Consider the following 18134-nt stretch of genomic DNA (forward strand, 5'->3'; position numbering starts at 1 on the left):
CCGGCCCGGACGACGGGGACGCGCCGGCCGCTCGTCGCCACTCGGACGGCGTGCGGCCGGTGTGGCGCCGGAACGCGCGGCCGAAGGCCGTGTCCGAGCCGTGTCCGAGCCGTAGCCGAGCTGCCGCGCGACCGTCGCGACGGGGAGGTCTCCCGCCGTCAGCAGGCAACGGGCGTGGGCGACCCGCACCGCCGCGAGGTAGCGGCCGGGCGTCTGCCCGGTCGCCGCGCGGAACCGGGCGGCGAAGCCGGACCGGGAGGCGAGCGCGACCCGCGCCAGCTCGTCGACGGTCCAGTCCCGGCCCGGGTCGGCGTGGATCGCGGCGACGGCGCTCGCCAGGCCCGGGTCCTCCCGCTGCATGAGCCAGCGCGCAGGCGCGCAGCCGCGGGCGTACCAGGCGCTGATCGCCATCGACGCGACGAGCGTGACCACCCGGTCCCCGAGCACGCTGCGCGGGGTCCGGTAGTCCTCCACGAGCGTCCGGAACATCGTCGCGGCCGTCGGCTCGGACTGCGGGAGCTCGGTGAGGAGCACGTGGTCCGGCAGGGTGCCCGCGCCCGTGCCCGCGCCGACGGGCGCGACCTGGACGCACCGGACGGCCGAGTCCGAGAGGGCGTGCAGCTCGAACCGGGGCCCGTGCGGCAGGAACAGGAAGTCGCCCGGCGCCAGGTCGACGACCTCGCCCACGCCGCGCACCCGCACCAGGCCGCAGGTGACGAGCAGCAGGGCCGGGTCGCCCGTCGCGTGCTCGACCCACTCGCCCGCCGCGAGCTCGTGCCGCGAGCGCGCCACGAACCGCCACTGCAGGCCGGCCAGCACGCGGTCCAGCTCTGCCGCCGCCGCTTCCGCCGACGTGGCCGCGGCGTCGGACGAGACCCCGCAGGCTCCCGCGCTACCGTCGTCGGTCCGGGAATGCGTCGCGCTCATGCCACATGCCAGGTGGCACGGGGGTCGCGCGCCGAAGCGCCCTCCCATCGGACCAGTCCGGCGTCCCGCAGCGCTCGGAGGTGTTTGACGACGGTCGGCCGGGTGATCCCGACGATCTCCTCGATCTGGCCCGTTCCCAGCGGGCGACCGGCCCGCCGGAGAGCGTCAAGGACGCCGAGTGCGCCCCGTGGCAGAGTCGAACGCACGTCCTCCGGGACGGCGTCGGCTGCCGCGAGCACGAGGCGCACGGATCCGCTCGTCTGGAGGTAGATCGGGTCCGTGAGGCCACGCTGGCGCATCTGCGCAAAGATGCGCTTGATGCCCTCACCGAGCTCTTGCGCGATTCTCAGGTCGGCACAGACACGGGCGATGCGCGGGTTGCGGGCATGGCGCGAGATCGTCTCGGGATGCGCGGGGTTCGCAAGCCCGGGGAACCTGCCGGGGCTCGAGATCTCGACACGGTCCGGGAAGATCTCGACCCGCACGTGGTCCCCGACCGAGCTGTAGGAGCGGTGCAGCACCGCGTTGACCAGCCCTTCGAGCCACGCGTCGCGCGGCACGATCGGGCTCGGTTCGAATCGACCGCTCGCGGCCAGCGACCGCCGCCTGGGAACGAGACGGTCCATCGTTGAGGCAGCGGACATGATCTGCGCGGGGATGGATCCTTCGCACCGTATGTCTGCGTCCTCGTCGAGGGTGAGCTCGGCGCCGGTGCCGCGCTCGACGCCCGCGTAGCGCAGCACGCGCACGTGGGCGTGCGGGTAGAGATCTTGGGGATGCTCGGCGAACAGCAGGTACGCGGCCGTGGTGAGACGGCCGTCTCGTGTGAGGAGGCTCCGTGCCCGGAGCATCGAATGCGGGTCCGAGGCCCCCATGTCCGCGGCGTAAGGGGCGACCTGTGCGGGATCCAGGTCGCCGAGCTCACGGTCTGCGGGCGTGCCGTCGTAGGGCGCGCTCCCACGGTCGTACTCGAGCTCTTGTCGTTGGGCGAACCCCAGACGCCGGGACTCGTCACCGACTCGGAGGTAGCACTCGCCCGATGCGGTCTCATGGACCTGCTCGCCGGGCTCGACCCGGAAGACGAGCAGTGCGGCGCCCTCGGCCGTCGTTCGTTCCTCGACACGGTGCCTGACGACCGGCCGGGTGAAATCGTGTGCGGCCTGCCGCAGCTCGTTGATCCGCTGTGCGGAGATGTCGTCGGCCCGGCCGGAGTGGATGCCGACGAGCACGGTGCCGCCCTCGGCATTGGCGAACGCGACGAGAGGGACGGCGAGGTCTCGTGCCTTGATCCTGCCCGACTTCCGTTCGTACCACTGCCCCTCAGGCATCTGCGCGAGGCGCGCGAGGGGATCCTCGGCGGTCAAGGCGTCGTCGACCTCGCTGGTGTACATGGAAGTACTCTAAAATCTTTAGAGTACTTCCGACAAGGTCAGAGGTCGCCCTTGCGCTCCAGGTACCGCATCGCGACCCAGCCGATGGGTACGCGGCCCCAGTAGGTGACGACGCGGTACAGCATCGTCACGGAGAACGCGATGGACGCCGGGATGCCGGCGGCGGTGAGGCCGGCGGTGAGCGCGCCCTCGACGCCGCCCAGGCCGCCGGGCGTCGGCACCAGGGCGCCCAGGGCGTTGCCGACCAGGTAGATCACCGCGACGTCGACGAGGTTGAGCGACCGGCCGAACGCCGCCAGCGCCGCGTCGAAGGCCAGCACGTACCCGAGCGTCATCACGACGTTCCCGCCGAGCCCCAGCGCCAGGCGCGCCGGCTGGCCGAGCATCTGCGACAGCCGCGGCCACACCTGCTCCAGGGTGGGGCGGGCCTTCTCCCAGGCCCAGCGCCGGACGGCGGGCACGAGCAGCGTCGCGACGACCGCCAGCGCGACGCCCGTGATGGCGAGCAGCACCGTCGTCGACGGCAGCTCGATGAGGCCGCCGGAACCCGTGAGGATCGACAGGACCACCAGCAGCAGCACGGTGACGACAAACTGCGACACCTGCACCAGGGCGACCGTCGCGACCGCCATCGGCATGGCCACGCCGCGCCGCGTCAGCATGCGCAGGTTGAGCGCCGCGGGACCGATCCCGGCGGGCGCGGCGAGGGCCACGAACGACCCGGCCATCTGCGTGAGCGTGGCCCGCCACAACGGCAGCTTCTCCGGGGAGAACGCGGAGAACGTGAGGGCCGCGCCGAACCAGGTGACCGCCCCGAACGCGAACGACGCCGCCACCCACCAGGGGTTCGCCGCCGCGATCGACGCCGCGATCTCCTCGAAGTTCATCGTCGTGACGATCACGGCGACGGCGACGATCGTCAGCGTCACCATGATGATCGTGCGGGCGCCGAACCGGGTGATGTTCTGCGGCTGGACGTCCGCCTGCGGCAGCCGCGCCACCAGGGCCTCGCGGAGCTCGTCGAGCAGGCCCTTGGCCCGCCGCACCTCGACCCGGGTGGCCGGCGGGAGCGCGATCGTCTGCAGCAGCGGCCCGATCGCGGCGATGTCCTCGTCCGGCAGCGCGCGCACGGCGGAGGCGAGCGCCCGCTCCGCCCCGACGCGCAGGGCGAGCAGCGCGAGCATCTGCGTGAGGTCGAGGCGGCGGGACAGCACGGACGACGCGATCTCGCCCAGCTCCCACCCCGTGAGCCACACGTGCGGGTCGCCGTGCGCGTCGTGGTGCACCAGCAGCACGTCGGGGGTCAGCGCGTGGTGCGTGAGCCCGGCCTCGTGCGCGCGCCGCAGCTGCTCCCACGCCTGGGCGAGGATGGCGTCGCCGCGCTCGCCGGCGAGCAGCTCGTCGGACGCGTCGCGCAGGGACACCGCGTCGGCGGCGTGCTCCTGCACCATGACGACCGAGTCGTCGGCGATACCGATGCCCTCGAGGCGCGGGGTGCGCACGCCCGCGGCCGTGGCGGCGTACGACAGCAGGGCGATGCGCTCGGCCGCGGCCTTGAGGGAGATCGCGGTGCGCCCCTCGATGCCGCGCAGCCGCAGGGCCCGCCAGGCGCGGGTGAGCGTGCCGATGACGTGCCGGTCGCCGTCGAGCACGACCACGTCCCGGCGTCGTCCGTCGCCCGTGAACATGGCGTACACGCGGTTGTCGCCGGAGCGCGTGAGGGCGAGGGCGGCCGGGTCGGCGGGGGAGTCGTCGGGGAGGTCGTCCGCGTGGCCCGGGGCGTCCTCGTCGCCGGTGCGCCCGAGGGCGTCCATCGTCTCCCCGGCGCGGGCGTCGTCGGCCGGGTCGACCGGGGTCACCAGCCCGCCCGCGGTGTCGTAGGAGGCGATGGTGTCGACGTGGACCGGGCCCGAGAACCCGCCGGCCCCGGCGTCCTCGTCGTCCGTGGCGGCGGCGTCGTCCTCGTCGGGCACGTGGTCGGCGGCGGCGACGGCGGTGGCCGAGTCGCGCACCCGCACCAGCAGGGTCGGCCGGAAGCCGGCCCGGCGGACGGCGGAGACGAGGTCGGCGCCGTAGGCCCGCTCGCTGCGGACCCCGGACACGTACTGGACGGTCTGGCCGGCCAGGCGGCCCAGCAGCAGCGCGACCAGGATCCCCGGCAGGGAGACCTGCCCGGTGATGAGCACGATGAACAGGGCCAGGTACAGCACGTTCCACGACCAGCGCACCGTGCGGCGGCGGGTGCGCGGGCCCGCGGTGGTGAGCAGCCCGGCGATCGCCGCGACGTAGCCGGGGATCGTCAGCAGCCACTCCCCGTCGCGGCGCACCGACAGGCCGCGGATCAGCTCGTCGCTGCCGAAGGCGGAGATCATCACGACCGTCAGGACGCCCAGCAGCAGGCCCAGCGCCGCGCCGCAGATGGACTCGACGACCTGCCGGCCCAGGCGGCGCACGCCGAGCTCCACGAGCACGGCCACCGGGACGAACAGGGTGACCATGCCCTCCAGCACCGCGACCGGGATGAACAGGATGCGCGCCAGGAGGGTGTTGAAGGTCTGCACGTCCTGCGTGACGCCCTCGGTGGTGGCGTGCGCGACCACGGACAGCACCAGCACCAGCGCGATCCCGAGCGCGCTGGTCACCATCCCGAGCATGTCGGAGGGGTGCCGCACGCGCGGCTCCGGGGTGTCGACGACGCGCACGAGGTCGTGGTCGGCGTCGCGGCCCGGGACGTCCCGTCCCAGCAGGGCCTGCAGCGGGCCTGTCGGGGGAGCCGGGTCCTGCGACGGATCGCGCGAGGGACCCGCGGCGCTCGCTCCGGACATGTCGGTGAGTCTAGGTGGTATGGGGCCGCCCGGCCTGTGACATCCGGTGAGTCGCGGTGGTAGGTTCCCCCATCACGATGCGATCACGAGTCCGGCTGTGACCGGCGACCGTGACCTGCGCGACACTGCGGTGTGCTAGAAACGCCCGCATCGTGGCCTGGGCGATGGCGTCGATGCTGTGGCCCGTCAGAAGAAGGGGACCCCCGAAGATGAGTGCGATCCGAGCCTCACGAAGGCTGCTCGCCGGTACCGCCGGCGCGGCGGCCGTAGCACTGGCACTGACCGCCTGCGGCGGCGGCGGGAACGACGGCGGTGACGGCGGAGGCGGCGGAGAGTCGCTGACCATCGGCACCACCGACAAGGTGACGTCGCTGGACCCGGCGGGAGCGTACGACAACGGCTCGCTCGCCGTGATGCTCCAGGTCTACCCGTTCCTCATGAACAACCCGCAGGGCAGCTCCGAGGTGGAGCCGGACATCGCGGAGTCGGCGGAGTTCACCTCGCCCAAGGAGTACACGGTCAAGCTCAAGCCGGGCCTGAAGTACTCCAACGGCAACGACCTGACCTCGTCCGACGTGAAGTTCACGTTCGACCGTCAGCTCAAGATCGCGGACGAGAACGGCCCGTCGTCGCTGCTCCAGAACCTGGAGAAGGTCGAGACGCCCGACGAGACCACGGCCGTCTTCCACCTCAAGCAGCCGAACGACCAGACGTTCCCGCAGATCCTGTCGACCAGCGCGGGCCCGATCGTGGACGAGGACGTCTTCTCGCCCGACGAGCTCACCCCGGACCAGGAGATCGTCGACGGCGACGCCTTCGCCGGCCAGTACAAGATCACGAGCTACTCCCTGAACGAGCTCATCGCATACGAGGCGTACGAGGGTTACGAGGGCCTGCTCGGCGCCCCGAAGACCCCCAAGGTCAACGTCAAGTACTTCACCGACTCGTCCAACCTCAAGCTCGAGGTGCAGGACGGCTCCGTCGACGTCGCGTGGCGCTCGCTGTCGCCCACCGACATCGAGGACCTGGGCGGCGACGACTCCGTCAAGGTCGTCAAGGGCCCGGGCGGCGAGATCCGCTACATCACGTTCAACTTCGACTCGCAGCCGTTCGGCGCGAGCCAGCCGGAGGCCGACGAGAAGAAGGCGCTCGCCGTCCGCCAGGCCGTGGCGCACCTGATCGACCGCGAGGCCATCGCCGAGCAGGTCTACAAGGGCACCTACACGCCGCTGTACTCCTTCGTGCCCGAGGGCCTGACCGGTGCCACCGAGCCCCTCAAGGAGATGTACGGCGACGGCGAGGGCGGCCCGGACGCGGACGCGGCGAAGAAGGTGCTCGCGGACGCGGGCGTCACGGAGCCGGTCGAGCTCAGCCTGCAGTACTCGAACGACCACTACGGCCCGTCGTCGGGCGACGAGTACGCGCTCATCAAGGACCAGCTCGAGGAGAGCGGCCTGTTCAAGGTGAACCTGCAGACCACCGAGTGGGTGCAGTACTCCAAGGACCGCACGTCCGACGTCTACCCGGCCTACCAGCTCGGCTGGTTCCCGGACTACTCCGACGCGGACAACTACCTCTCGCCGTTCTTCATCGAGGGCAACTTCCTCGACAACAACTACTCGAACCCCGCGATCGACAAGCTGATCAAGCAGCAGGCCGTGACGCCCGACGCGGAGGAGCGCACGGCGCTCATCGAGCAGATCCAGGAGGAGGAGGCGAAGGACCTGTCCACCGTCCCCTACCTGCAGGGTGACCAGGTGGCGGTCGTCGGTTCCGGCGTCACCGGCGCCGAGGACACGCTCGACGCGTCGTTCAAGTTCCGCTACGGCGCGCTGGCCAAGGGCTGATCCTGCCCCGTGGCCTCGCGTAGCTCGGCAGGAAGCGCACTGGGACGCTACATCCTGGTGCGCTTCCTGCTCATCATCCCCACCGTGTTCATCCTGGTCACCACCGTCTTCGTGCTCATGCGCGCGACGGGTGACCCGATCACCGCCGCACTGGGCGGGCGCCTGACGCCCGACCAGCTCGCCGAGCGGATCCACGCCGCCGGCTACGACCGGCCGATCCTCGTGCAGTACTGGGAGTACCTCACCGGCATCTTCACCGGTGACTTCGGCACCACGATCAGCGACAACCGTCCCGTGATCGAGGTCCTGTCCCAGTACGGGACGGCCACCCTCGAGCTGGCGACCTACGCCGTGATCGTCGCCCTGCTGCTGGGCGTCCCGTTCGGGATGGTCGGCGGCTACTTCCGCGACCGGCTCCCCGACGCCGTCCTGCGCATCCTCGCGATCCTCGCCTACGCGACCCCGGTCTTCTTCGCCGGCCTCCTGCTCAAGCTCGTCTTCTCGGTGTGGCTGGGCTGGTTCCCCGTGGCGGGCAGGGTGTCCACCGACGGCGAGATCGAGATGCAGATCGCCGGGGCGGACTCCGGCTTCATGCTGGTCGACGCCTTCGCCACCGGTGACCCCGCCGTGGTCCTCGACGTGGTCTCGCACGCCGTGCTGCCCGCCGCCGCGCTGGGCCTGCTCACCGCCGGCGTGTTCCTGCGGCTCGTGCGCACCAACATGATCGGCACGCTCGGCGCCGACTACATCGACGCCGCCCGCTCGCGCGGCGTCGGTGAGCGCCGGCTCGTCACCAAGCACGCGTGGCGGCCCGCGCTGATCCCGATCATCACGGTCGCCGGCATGCAGATCGCGATGCTCCTGGTGGGCGCCGTGCTCACCGAGACGACGTTCGAGTGGCGCGGGCTGGGCTTCCAGCTCGCCGAGTACCTGCAGGCGCGCGACTTCGTGGCCGTGCAGGGGATCGTCGTGCTGATGGCCGTCGTCGTCGCCGTGACGAACTTCCTGGTCGACATCATCGCGGCCCTGGTCGACCCGAGGGTGAGGTACTGATGACCGCACCGGAGATCGCCGGCGCCGAGGCGTCCGGCGCCGCTGCCGCAGCCCCCGAGCACCTCGAGGGCCGGGGCGCCTGGTTCAAGAAGCTGCCCGTGGTGCACCAGCTGCGCCAGAGCGTGGGGCTGCAGCGCGGGATGCTGATCGCGGGCCTCGTGCTCACGGCCGGGTTCGTGCTGGTGGCCGTGCTCTCGCCCGTGCTGGCCCCGTTCGGCTGGTCGCAGCTGCGGGACCTGGACGGCGCGTTCGGCGCCCAGCAGCCGCCGTCGGCCGAGCACTGGTTCGGCACCACCGTCGGCGGGTACGACGTGCTGTCCCGCGTCGTGTGGGGCGCGCGCACGGCGCTGCTCGTGGTGGTCGTCGCGGTGGCGTCCTCGATCGTCGTGGGCGTGCTGCTCGGCCTCGTGTCCGGGTACTTCGGCGGCTGGCTCGACCGCATGCTCGTGGTGGTCGCCGACGCCATCTACGCGTTCCCGTCCCTGCTGCTCGCGATCCTGCTCGCCATCGTCATCTCGGGCGGGCAGTCGAGCATGTGGGGCGGCATCTTCGCGGCCGCGCTGTCCATCACCGTGGTGTTCGTACCGCAGTACTTCCGGGTGGTGCGCGCCGAGGTGGTGCGGGTCAAGCAGGAGGCGTTCGTCGACTCGGCGCGCGTGCTCGGCACCGGTCACTGGCGCATCATGACGCGTCACGTGCTGCGCAACTCCACGCGCACGCTGCCGCTGATCATCACCCTCAACGCGTCGGAGGCGATCCTCACGCTCGCGGGCCTCGGCTTCCTCGGCTTCGGCATCGAGCCGACCGCGGCGGCCGAGTGGGGGTACGACCTGCAGCGCGCGGTCGCGGACGTCACGTCCGGCATCTGGTGGACGGCGCTCTTCCCCGGCCTGGCGATCGTCATGGCCGCGATGGGCATGACGCTCATGGGTGAGTCGCTCAACGACCTGTCCGACCCGCGCCTGCGGTCCCGGGCCCGCTCCCGGAAGGTCGCGGGGGCGGTCGCCGCGACGTCGGTCGAGGCGGACACGTCCGTCGCGCCCGTCGACACCGCCGAGCCGAAGCAGAAGGGGGACGACGCATGAGCGCCGTCGCGACGATCACCGACCTGGCGGTCTCCTTCGCCACGGACGCCGGCCCGGTGCGCGCCGTCGACGGCGTGAGCCTCGACGTGCAGCCGGGCGAGGTGCTCGCCGTCGTCGGCGAGTCCGGGTCGGGCAAGACCGTGACGGCGAAGACGATCCTCGGCCTCCTGCCGGCCACCGCCACCACCCGCGGCGCCGTCGTGCTGACCGGCCGCGACGGCCGCACGACCGACGTCATCAACGTGCCCCCGGCGCAGCTGCGCGCGGCGCGCGGGCGCGACGTCGCGATGGTGTTCCAGGAGCCGTCGAGCGTGCTCAACCCCGTCTACACGGTGGGGTGGCAGATCGCCGAGGGCCTCCGGGCGCACGGCGACGTGTCGAAGAAGGAGGCGCGGGCCCGGGCCGTCGAGGTGCTGCGGACCGTCGGGATCCCCGACCCGGAGCATCGGGTCGACCACTACCCGCACCAGTTCTCGGGCGGCCAGAAGCAGCGCATCGTCATCGCGATGGCGCTGGTGCTCGACCCGAGCCTCATCGTCGCCGACGAGCCCACCACGGCGCTCGACGTCACCGTGCAGGCCGAGATCCTCGACCTGCTGCGCACGCTGCGCGACGAGACGGGCACGGCGATCGTCCTCATCACCCACAACATGGGCGTGGTGGCCGACCTGGCCGACCGCGTCGCGGTGATGTACCAGGGCAAGCTCGTGGAGCAGGCGCCGGTCGGCGACCTGTTCGCCGACCCGCAGGCCGACTACACGAAGGCGCTGCTCAAGGCCGTGCCGAAGATCGGCGAGGGCCGGGCCCGGGCGGCCGAGCGTGCCGCGGCACGGACCGAGGAGTGGAAGGCCGGCGAGCCGGTCGTCGAGGCCGACGGCCTGACGATCACGTACCCGGGCCGCTTCCGCCAGCCGGCGTTCACCGCGGTCGACCACGTCTCCCTGCAGATCCGGCCGGGCGAGGTGCTGGGCCTGGTGGGCGAGTCCGGGTCGGGCAAGACGACGATCGCGCGGGCCATCGCGGGCCTCACCCCCGTGTCCGACGGGTCGCTGAAGGTGCTCGGCACCCAGATGCGCGGGGCGAAGGGCCGGCAGCTCAAGGGGATGCGCCCGCGCCTGGGCTTCGTCTTCCAGGACCCGGCCACGTCGTTCAACCCGCTGCTGACCATCGCCGAGTGCGTGGCCGAGCCGCTGGTCGTGCACGGCAGGTTCGCGTCGCCGGAGGCGGCGCGGGGCCGGGTGGACGAGCTGCTCGAGGCCGTCCAGCTCCCGCGCAGCTACGGCGACCGGTTCCCGCACGAGCTCTCGGGCGGGCAGCGCCAGCGCGCGTCGCTCGCGCGCGGGCTTGCGCTCGACCCGGAGCTGCTCATCGCGGACGAGCCGACGTCGGCGCTCGACGTGTCGGTGCAGGCCCGCGTGCTGGAGCTGTTCTCCGAGCTGCAGCGCGAGCTGGGCTTCGCGTGCCTGTTCGTGTCGCACGACCTCGCCGTCGTGGACCTCCTCGCCGACCGCATCGCGGTGCTGTACCGCGGCGAGCTGGTCGAGGAGGGCATCGGCGAGCAGGTGCTCGGCAGCCCGCACGAGGACTACACGCGGCGCCTGCTGGCGTCGCTGCCCGTACCGGACCCGGTGGCCCAGGCCGAGCGTCGCGAGGCGCTGCGCGTCCTGCACGCGGGCTGAGCGGTCCCCGCCCCCAGCAACGTGCGTGCTGACTCGATCCTCGAACAGCACCTTTGAGGATCGAGTCAGCACGCACGTTGCCGTCTCGGGGCGGGCGTCTGTGGCCGGTCAGAGGCCGAGCGCGTCCTTCCAGTCCTGCGGCAGCAGGGCGTAGCCCACGAACGCGACGACGTCGAGCACCGTGTGCGCGACGACGAGCGGCAGCACGCGGTGGCGCCCCCACCGGCTGGTGTAGAACCAGGCGAAGACGACGCCCATCACGACGTTGCCGAAGAACGGCCCGACGCCCTGGTACAGGTGGTACGAGCCGCGCAGCAGCGAGCTCCACACGACGAACCACGCCCGGTGCCAGCCGAGGTCGCGGGTGCGCTCGTGCAGGTAGGCGACGGCGACGACCTCCTCGAGCAGCCCGTTCTGCAGCGCGGCGACCACCAGCACGGGCACGGTCCACCAGTGCTCGTTCAGCGCGCTGGCCTGCACCGACACGGTGATGCCGAGCGCGCGGCCCAGCAGGTAGAACGCGAGCCCGGGGACGCCGATGGCGGCGGCCAGGCCGAAGCCCCACGCGACGTCGCGACCCGGCCGGGCGCCGTCGAGGCCCCAGTCCAGCCCGATGCGCCGCCGCGTCCCGGTCCACGTGGCCGACGCCCGCCCGCTGAGCAGGTACAGCGCGAGCGCCACGGGCACCAGGGCGAAGGCGATCCCCAGCAGCTGGTAGACGAGGTCGAGCAGCGAGCGGTCGGACTGGCTGGCGTTGAGCGTCGCGGTCTGGTCGGCGAGCCTCGTGTCGGCGGTGAGCCGCGCGACGATGTTGACGATCGCGTAGACGCCGCTCTGGCCGAGGCTCAGCCCGAGCACGATCCAGATCTCGGCGGTGGTGCGGCGCCGTGCGGACGGCGTGGTGGCGGGCGCCACGGCGGTGGCCGTGGCGGGCGGGACGGCGGTCACGCGCCCAGCGTAGGCGGACGCCCTGGACGGCGGGTGGGTGCGACGTCGCGCGGCAGGCGCCCGGCGTCCTTGAGCGCGCGGCGCAGCAGCAGGTCGACCTGCGCGTTGACGCTGCGCAGGTCGTCGGCCGCCCACCGGGCCAGGGCGTCGTGGATCGCGGGGTCGAGCCGCAGCAGGACCTGCTTGCGGGCGCGCCGCGAGCCCGACGGCGGCGACGCGTCGTCGGGCTCGGGCGGGGTGCGGGGGGTCACTGGTAGAGCGAGCCCGCGTTGACGACGGGGGTGGCGCGGCTCTCGCCGCAGAGCACCACGAGCAGGTTGGACACCATGGTGGCGCGGCGCTCGTCGTCGAGCGTCACGACGCCGTCCGCCTCGAGGCGGTGCAGGGCGCTCTCCACCATGGACACCGCGCCCTCGACGATGCGCGACCGCGCCGCGATGATCGCGCCGGCCTGCTGGCGCTGCAGCATGGCCTGGGCGATCTCCGGCGCGTAGGCGAGGTGGGAGATGCGCGCCTCGACGACCTCGACGCCGGCGACGGCGACGCGCTCGGCGACCTCGGTGGCGATCTCGCCGGAGACCAGCTCCGTGGCGCCGCGCAGCGACTCGACGTCGTCCCCGCCGTCGTACGGGTGCGACATGGCGACGTGCCGCAGCGCGGACTCCGACTGCACGGAGACGAAGTCGTCGTAGTCCTCGACGGCGAAGCTGGCCCGGGCGGTGTCGGCCACCTGCCAGACGACGATGGCGGCGATGTTGACCGGGTTGCCGTCGGCGTCGTTGACCTTGAGCTCGCTGGTCTCGAAGTTGCGCACGCGCACGGACACGCGCCGCTTGGTGCTGAGCGGGACCGTCATGACGAGGCCGGTGCGCCGCACCGTGCCCAGGTACCGGCCGAAGAGCTGCACGACGAGCGTCTCGCCGGGGCTGACCACCGAGATGCCGCTGAGCATCACCAGCGCGAGGAGCAGTCCGAGCGCGGCGACGCCCACCATGGCGGGCGTGTCGTTCGTGACGGCGCCGAGGACGCCGGCCGCGAGGACGGCGAGCGCGACGACGAAGGCGAGCACCGCGCCGCCCGCGCCGAGCGACCAGGCCCGGCGCTCCTCGACGTCCACGCGGGTGCCGGCGTGGCCGACGGGGCGGTCGGTGCGAACTCGGGGGTTGTGGCCGGGCTGATGGCGTGGCACGATGGCAAACAAGTTTGCAACGCAAAGTTCTCTGTGAGGTATCGATGAGTTCGTCCCCCGACCGGCCGCACGACGGCCCCGAGCTGGCAGCGGCCGAGTCGCTGCGGCTCATCCGCGAGCAGCAGGAGCGCGCGCGCTCCGGCCTCGAGCCGGACGGCCGCCTGCTCTGCCTGCTCTGGGGGGTCGCGTGGCTCGTCGGCTACCTGGTGCTGTGGTCGGGCGCCCGCGGCTCGGAGGGGATCCCGAGCGCCCCCGCGTTCGTGGTCTTCGGCGTCCTGCTCGCCACGGCGGTGGTCGTCACGATCGTGCACAGCGTGCGCCGCACGGCCGGGACGCGGGGCGCGAGCCGCCTTGCCGGGGCGCTGTGGGGCTCCGCGTGGTTCGTCGCCTTCGTCGCCTACCCGTTCATCATCGGGGGCCTCGGTCGCGCCGGCGCCTCCGACGAGGTGATCGGGCTGGTCGCGAACGCCCTCGCCTGCATGATCGTCGGGATCATGTACCTCACGGGCGCCGCCTGCTTCGCGGACGTCAGCCTGTACGTCCTCGGCGTGTGGATCGTGCTCACCGGCGCCGTGGCGACCGTCGTCGGGATGCCGACCACCTACCTGGTGATGGCGTTCCTCGGCGGAGGCGGCTTCCTCGTCATCACCCTCGTGTGGCAGGTGGTCGAGACCCGGCGCCGGCGGCGGGCACGGGCAGGGCACGTCGCCGCGGGGGCCGTCGAGCAGGACCGCACCGATGGCTGAGCTCGACGCCGTCATCCACGCCCCGGCGCGGCTGCGCGTCGTCGCCACCCTCGCCACCCTGGGCGCCGACGACGAGATCACCTTCCCCCGGCTGCAGCAGCTGCTCGACATGACCGCCGGGAACCTGTCCACCCACCTGCGCAAGCTCGAGGACGCCGGGTACGTCCGGCAGTCCAAGACCCACGCCGGCCGCAAGCCGGTCACCTACCTCGCGCTCACCCCCCAGGGTCGGCGCGCGTTCGAGGACTACACCCAGGCCCTCACCGGGCTGCTGAAAGGAGCCGGCGCATGAGTGCCGAACCGACCGCGGAGACCCTGAGCCGCCCGCCCACCACCTCCGGGGAGGCGGTCGCCGTGCACGGCGTGACGCGCCGCTTCGGTGACGTCGTCGCCCTCGACGACGTGTCCCTCGACGTCGGCCCCGGCGAGATCGTGGGCCTGCTCGGCCCCAACGGCGCGGGCAAGTCGACCCTGCTGTCGCTGGTGAGCGGCCAGCGCCGGCCCGACACGGGCACCGTGCGCCTGTTCGGCGGCGACCCGCGCGACGCCCGGTCGCGCACCCGGCTCGGCGTCACGCCGCAGGAGACCGGGCTGCCGCCCACCCTGCGCGTGGGGGAGGTGGCCGACTTCGTCGGCGGCCACTTCCCGGACCCGGTGCCCACACCGGAGCTCCTGGAGCAGTTCGGCCTCACCGACCTGGCGCGCAAGCAGACCGGCGCGCTGTCCGGCGGCCAGAAGCGCCGGCTGGCGATCGCGCTGTCCCTCGTGGGGCGCCCGCGCGTCGTGCTGCTCGACGAGCCGACCACCGGCCTCGACGTCTCCGCCCGCCAGGCGCTGTGGGACGCGATCCGCCAGTACCACGCCGGCGGCGGCACCGTGCTGCTGACCAGCCACTACCTCGAGGAGGTGCAGGCGCTCGCCCGGCGCGTCGTCGTCATCGACCGCGGCGCCGTCCGCGCCGACGACTCCCTGGACGCCGTCCTGCGGCGCGTCGCGCTGCGGCGGGTCGTGCTCACCGCGCCCGCCGACCTGTCCACCTGGGCCGGCGTGGTCCGGTCGCGGCCCGTCGACGGGGCGCCGCCCGAGCGGCAGGAGCTGTTCACCCCCGACGCGGACGTGCTGGTGCGCGACCTCGTGGTCTCGGACGTCGAGTTCCGCGACCTGGAGATCCGCGGCGCGAGCCTGGAGGAGGCGTTCGCCGAGATGGTGGCGCCCGAGAGCACGCCCGAGAGCACGCCCGAGAGCTCACCCAGCATCGAAGGAGCGGTCCGATGACCACGACCACGCCCGCCGCGACGCCGGTCGTGGGCCCGGTGCGGCTGACCTGGCTGCACCTGAGGTTCCAGTTCCTCGAGACCGTCCGGATCCCGATGGCGGTGCTGGGCAACATGCTGTTCCCGGCGCTCGCGATGTTCTTCTTCGTCGTGCCCCAGCGGGAGGTGGCCGAGAACCCGGCGTGGGCGACGATGGCGGTCGCCGGGCTGTCGTTCTTCGCCGTCTGCTCGGCGAGCCTGTTCACCTACGGGCTGGGCGTGGCGGAGGACCGCCAGCTGCCGTTCGACCCGTTCGTGCGCTCCCTGCCCGCCGGCCCGGGGCCGCGGATGGTGGCACGCATCGTCAACGGCGCGGTCTTCGCGCTGTTCGGGCTGGTGCCGCTCGTCCTGGTCGCGTGGCTGTTCACGTCGGCGTCGGTCACCGGGTCGCAGCTGCTCGCCGGGACCGGGATGATCCTGCTGGGCTCCGTGCCGTTCGTGCTGCTCGGCATGGCCGTGGGGTACTCCCTGACGGCCAAGGCGGCGCTGCCCGTCGTGCAGGTCATCCTGTTCCCGCTGGCGTTCGCCGGCGGGCTGTTCCTGCCGCCGATGATGTTCCCGCCGTGGCTGGACGCCATCTCGCAGGCGACGCCGACCCGGGCGGGTCGTGACCTGCTGGTGCAGGCGCTCACCGGGGAGCCGGCCTACGGGCTGGCCTGGCCGGTGCTGCTGGGCTGGACCGTGCTGTTCGCAGCCCTGGCCGTGGGCGCCTACCGCCGCGACGAGGGCCGCCGCTTCCGCTGACCCGGCAGCTCCCCGGCGTGGCGGAGGCGGAGCGAGTTGCCGACCACGATGACCGACGAGGCGGCCATGGCGGCGCCGGCGATCATCGGGTTGAGCAGCCCGGCCGCGGCGAGCGGGATGGCCGCCACGTTGTACGCGAACGCCCAGAACAGGTTCTGCCGGATCACGCGCAGCGTGCGCCGGGACAGCCGGACGGCCGCCGGCGCGGAGCGCAGGTCGCCGCGCACCAGCGTGATGTCGCTGGCCTCGATCGCGACGTCGGTGCCGGTGCCCATGGCGAGCCCCAGGTCGGCGGTGGCGAGGGCGGCGGCGTCGTTGACGCCGTCGCCCACCATCGCCACGACGCACCCCTCGCCCTGGAGCCGGGCGACGACGGCGGCCTTGTCCTGCGGCAGCACACGGGCGACCACGTCCTCGTCCGCGATGCCCACCTCCCGGGCGGCGACGCGGGCCGCGCCCTCGCCGTCGCCGGTGAGCAGCACGGGCCGCAGCCCGAGGTCGCGCAGCTCCGCGACCGCCCGGGCGGACGTCGCCCTGACCGGGTCGCGCAGCACGATCACGCCGCGGGCCGCGCCGTCCCAGGCGACGACGACGGCGCTGGCGCCGGTGGCCTCCGCGTCGGCGAACGCCCGCGCGAGGTCGTCGGGGAGCGCGACGCCCTGGCCGGCCAACCACGACGGCTGCCCCACGAGGACGCGCCGGGCGTTGAGGCCGCCGTCGGCCGCGAGGCCCGTCAGCCCGGAGTGCGCGCGCCGCACGACTGCTTCGACCCCACCGCCGGGCGTGGCCGCGAAGCCGAAGGCCTGCAGCGCGCCGATCGACACGCCGTCGGCCCCCGTCCCCGCCTCCGACCGGGGGGCCGAGGTGCGGGCCGCCTCCGCGACCGCGTGCGCGATCGGGTGCTCGCTGAGCGCCTCGACGGCGCCGGCGTAGGCCAGCACCTCCTGCTCCCCGGCGGGGCCGGCGACGACGCGCTCCACCTGCATGCGGCCCACGGTGACGGTGCCGGTCTTGTCGAGCACCACGGTGTCGATGCGGCGCGTGGACTCGAGGATCTCCGGGCCCTTGATGAGGATGCCGAGCTGGGCGCCGCGGCCGGTGCCGACCAGCAGCGCGGTGGGCGTCGCGAGGCCGAGGGCGCAGGGGCACGCGATGATCAGCACGGCCACGGCGGCGGTGAACGCCATCTGCAGGTCCGCGCCGGCCAGCAGCCAGCCCGCCAGCGTGAGCACGGACAGCCCGAGCACGACCGGCACGAACACGGCCGAGATCCGGTCCGCCAGCCGGGCGACCGGGGCCTTGCCGGTCTGCGCCCGGGCGACGAGCCGCCCGATCTGCGCGAGCGTCGTCTCCTCGCCCACGCGGGTGGCCCGCACCACCAGGTGGCCGGACGCGTTGACGGTCGCGCCGGTCACGGCGTCGCCCGGGCCGACGTCCACCGGCACGGGCTCGCCCGTGAGCAGGGACGCGTCGACGGCGCTGGTGCCCTCGACCACCTCGCCGTCCGTGGCGACCTTCTCTCCTGGCCGCACGACGAACAGGTCGCCGACTGCGAGCGAGGCGGCGGGCACCCGCTCGGTAAGGCGCGCGCCGTCCGGCCCGACGGCGGCCGAGCCGTCCGCCGCGGTCCGCACCCGCTCCGCGTCCTTGGCCCCGAGCTCGAGCAGCGTCCGCAGCGCGTCGCCCGCGCGGCGCCGGGCGCGGTGCTCGGCGTAGCGGCCGGCGAGGAGGAACGTCGTGACGACGGCCGCGACCTCGAAGTACAGCTCGGGGGTGCCGCCGGACGCCGACGGCACGAGCGACGGCCGCATCCGCATGCCGAGCTCGCCCGCGCCGCCCAGGGTGAGGGCCCACAGCGACCACACCGTGGCGGCCACGACGCCGAGGGCCACCAGCGTGTCCATCGTCGACGCCCCGTGCCGGGCCGCCCGGGCCGCCGCCGCGTGGAACGGCCACGCGCCCCACGTCACGACCGGCAGCGTCAGCGCCGCGACCACCCACTGCCAGCCGGTGAGCTGCAGCGCGGGCACCATCGACAGGGCCACGACCGGCACCGTGAGGACGGCGGAGACGACCAGCCGGCTGCGCAGGTCGGCGCCGCGGTCGGTGGCCGCCGGCGGGCTCACGTCACGACGCGACGTGACGCGCGCGGCGTAGCCGGCGTTCTCGACGGCCTCGACCAGTGCGGCGTCGTCGACCGGCGCCGTGAGCTCCACGTGCGCGGTCTCGAGCGGCAGGTTCACGGTGGCGCTGACGCCGTCGACGCGGTTGAGGCGCTTCTCGACCCGGGCCACGCACGACGCGCAGGTCATGCCCTCGATCGCCAGCTCGACCTCGTGGACCGGTGGCGTGCCGGCGGGGGCGGACATGGGCGGCTCCGGACGTGG

At 73.3% G+C, this 18134-nt stretch carries 14 protein-coding genes and 1 pseudogene; 8 read left to right on the plus strand and 7 right to left on the minus strand.

From position 1 onward, the window contains the following. Positions 1-63 precede the first annotated feature (63 nt). The 3 genes and pseudogenes from IEW03_RS20685 to IEW03_RS17200 all read right to left on the minus strand — a co-directional run. A pseudogene (locus IEW03_RS20685) lies at positions 64-360 on the minus strand (helix-turn-helix domain-containing protein); the annotation flags it as partial. 563 nt (positions 361-923) lie between these two features. Next, on the minus strand, positions 924-2318 hold the full coding sequence (locus IEW03_RS17195) for an ATP-binding protein (RefSeq protein ID WP_229738393.1): 1395 nt from the start codon (positions 2316-2318) through the stop codon (positions 924-926). A gap of 38 nt (positions 2319-2356) precedes the next feature. Next, the gene (locus IEW03_RS17200; RefSeq protein WP_188524933.1) at positions 2357-5143 is read right to left on the minus strand and encodes a lysylphosphatidylglycerol synthase transmembrane domain-containing protein; all 2787 of its coding nucleotides are present in this window, start codon (positions 5141-5143) and stop codon (positions 2357-2359) included. A 209-nt stretch (positions 5144-5352) separates the two neighbouring features. On the opposite strand from IEW03_RS17200, the gene IEW03_RS17205 reads away from it, so the two are divergent. From IEW03_RS17205 to IEW03_RS17220, 4 genes are read left to right on the plus strand one after another with little or no spacing between them, the layout of a single operon-like run. Continuing rightward, the gene (locus IEW03_RS17205; protein WP_188524934.1) at positions 5353-6990 is read left to right on the plus strand and encodes an ABC transporter substrate-binding protein; all 1638 of its coding nucleotides are present in this window, start codon (positions 5353-5355) and stop codon (positions 6988-6990) included. 9 nt (positions 6991-6999) lie between these two features. Then, positions 7000-8043: an ABC transporter permease gene (locus IEW03_RS17210; RefSeq protein WP_229738394.1), complete on the plus strand. Its 1044-nt coding sequence runs from the start codon at positions 7000-7002 to the stop codon at positions 8041-8043. After that, a complete protein-coding gene (locus IEW03_RS17215) occupies positions 8043-9128 on the plus strand; it encodes an ABC transporter permease (RefSeq protein WP_188524936.1) in 1086 nt (361 codons plus the stop codon). The genes IEW03_RS17210 and IEW03_RS17215 overlap by 1 nt, the downstream gene beginning before the upstream one ends. Continuing rightward, positions 9125-10807: a dipeptide ABC transporter ATP-binding protein gene (locus IEW03_RS17220; RefSeq protein ID WP_188524937.1), complete on the plus strand. Its 1683-nt coding sequence runs from the start codon at positions 9125-9127 to the stop codon at positions 10805-10807. Before IEW03_RS17215 ends, IEW03_RS17220 begins: the two co-directional genes overlap by 4 nt. A 108-nt stretch (positions 10808-10915) precedes the next feature. On the opposite strand, the gene IEW03_RS17225 is transcribed toward IEW03_RS17220, so the two are convergent. Genes IEW03_RS17225 through IEW03_RS17235 form a run of 3 tightly spaced genes read right to left on the minus strand, consistent with a single transcriptional unit; the run spans position 10916 to position 12944 of the window. Continuing rightward, positions 10916-11755 (minus strand): CPBP family intramembrane glutamic endopeptidase, encoded by an 840-nt coding sequence (locus IEW03_RS17225; RefSeq protein WP_308808242.1) that lies wholly within the window; start codon positions 11753-11755, stop codon positions 10916-10918. Next, on the minus strand, positions 11752-12006 hold the full coding sequence (locus IEW03_RS17230) for a type II toxin-antitoxin system antitoxin (protein ID WP_229738395.1): 255 nt from the start codon (positions 12004-12006) through the stop codon (positions 11752-11754). Before IEW03_RS17230 ends, IEW03_RS17225 begins: the two co-directional genes overlap by 4 nt. Then, the gene (locus IEW03_RS17235; RefSeq protein ID WP_188524938.1) at positions 12003-12944 is read right to left on the minus strand and encodes an SPFH domain-containing protein; all 942 of its coding nucleotides are present in this window, start codon (positions 12942-12944) and stop codon (positions 12003-12005) included. Before IEW03_RS17235 ends, IEW03_RS17230 begins: the two co-directional genes overlap by 4 nt. A 44-nt stretch (positions 12945-12988) precedes the next feature. Between IEW03_RS17235 and IEW03_RS17240 the strand changes: the two genes are divergently transcribed. The 4 genes from IEW03_RS17240 to IEW03_RS17255 are packed head-to-tail and all read left to right on the plus strand — an operon-like array spanning position 12989 to position 15747. After that, positions 12989-13690 carry a hypothetical protein gene (locus IEW03_RS17240; RefSeq protein WP_188524939.1) on the plus strand — a complete coding sequence of 234 codons (702 nt, stop codon included), beginning with the start codon at positions 12989-12991 and terminating at the stop codon, positions 13688-13690. Further along, positions 13683-13982 (plus strand): transcriptional regulator, encoded by a 300-nt coding sequence (locus tag IEW03_RS17245; RefSeq protein ID WP_188524940.1) that lies wholly within the window; start codon positions 13683-13685, stop codon positions 13980-13982. Before IEW03_RS17240 ends, IEW03_RS17245 begins: the two co-directional genes overlap by 8 nt. Then, positions 13979-14965: an ABC transporter ATP-binding protein gene (locus IEW03_RS17250; RefSeq protein WP_188524941.1), complete on the plus strand. Its 987-nt coding sequence runs from the start codon at positions 13979-13981 to the stop codon at positions 14963-14965. Before IEW03_RS17245 ends, IEW03_RS17250 begins: the two co-directional genes overlap by 4 nt. Continuing rightward, the gene (locus IEW03_RS17255) at positions 14962-15747 is read left to right on the plus strand and encodes an ABC transporter permease (protein WP_188524942.1); all 786 of its coding nucleotides are present in this window, start codon (positions 14962-14964) and stop codon (positions 15745-15747) included. Before IEW03_RS17250 ends, IEW03_RS17255 begins: the two co-directional genes overlap by 4 nt. On the opposite strand, the gene IEW03_RS17260 is transcribed toward IEW03_RS17255, so the two are convergent. After that, positions 15714-18116, minus strand: a complete 2403-nt coding sequence (locus tag IEW03_RS17260; RefSeq protein ID WP_188524943.1) for a heavy metal translocating P-type ATPase — start codon at positions 18114-18116, stop codon at positions 15714-15716. The two genes, IEW03_RS17255 and IEW03_RS17260, sit on opposite strands and share 34 nt — an antisense overlap. Positions 18117-18134: the final 18 nt, after the last annotated feature.

Origin of the sequence: Isoptericola cucumis (genome assembly GCF_014635665.1) — a bacterium.
Lineage (GTDB): Bacteria > Actinomycetota > Actinomycetes > Actinomycetales > Cellulomonadaceae > Isoptericola > Isoptericola cucumis.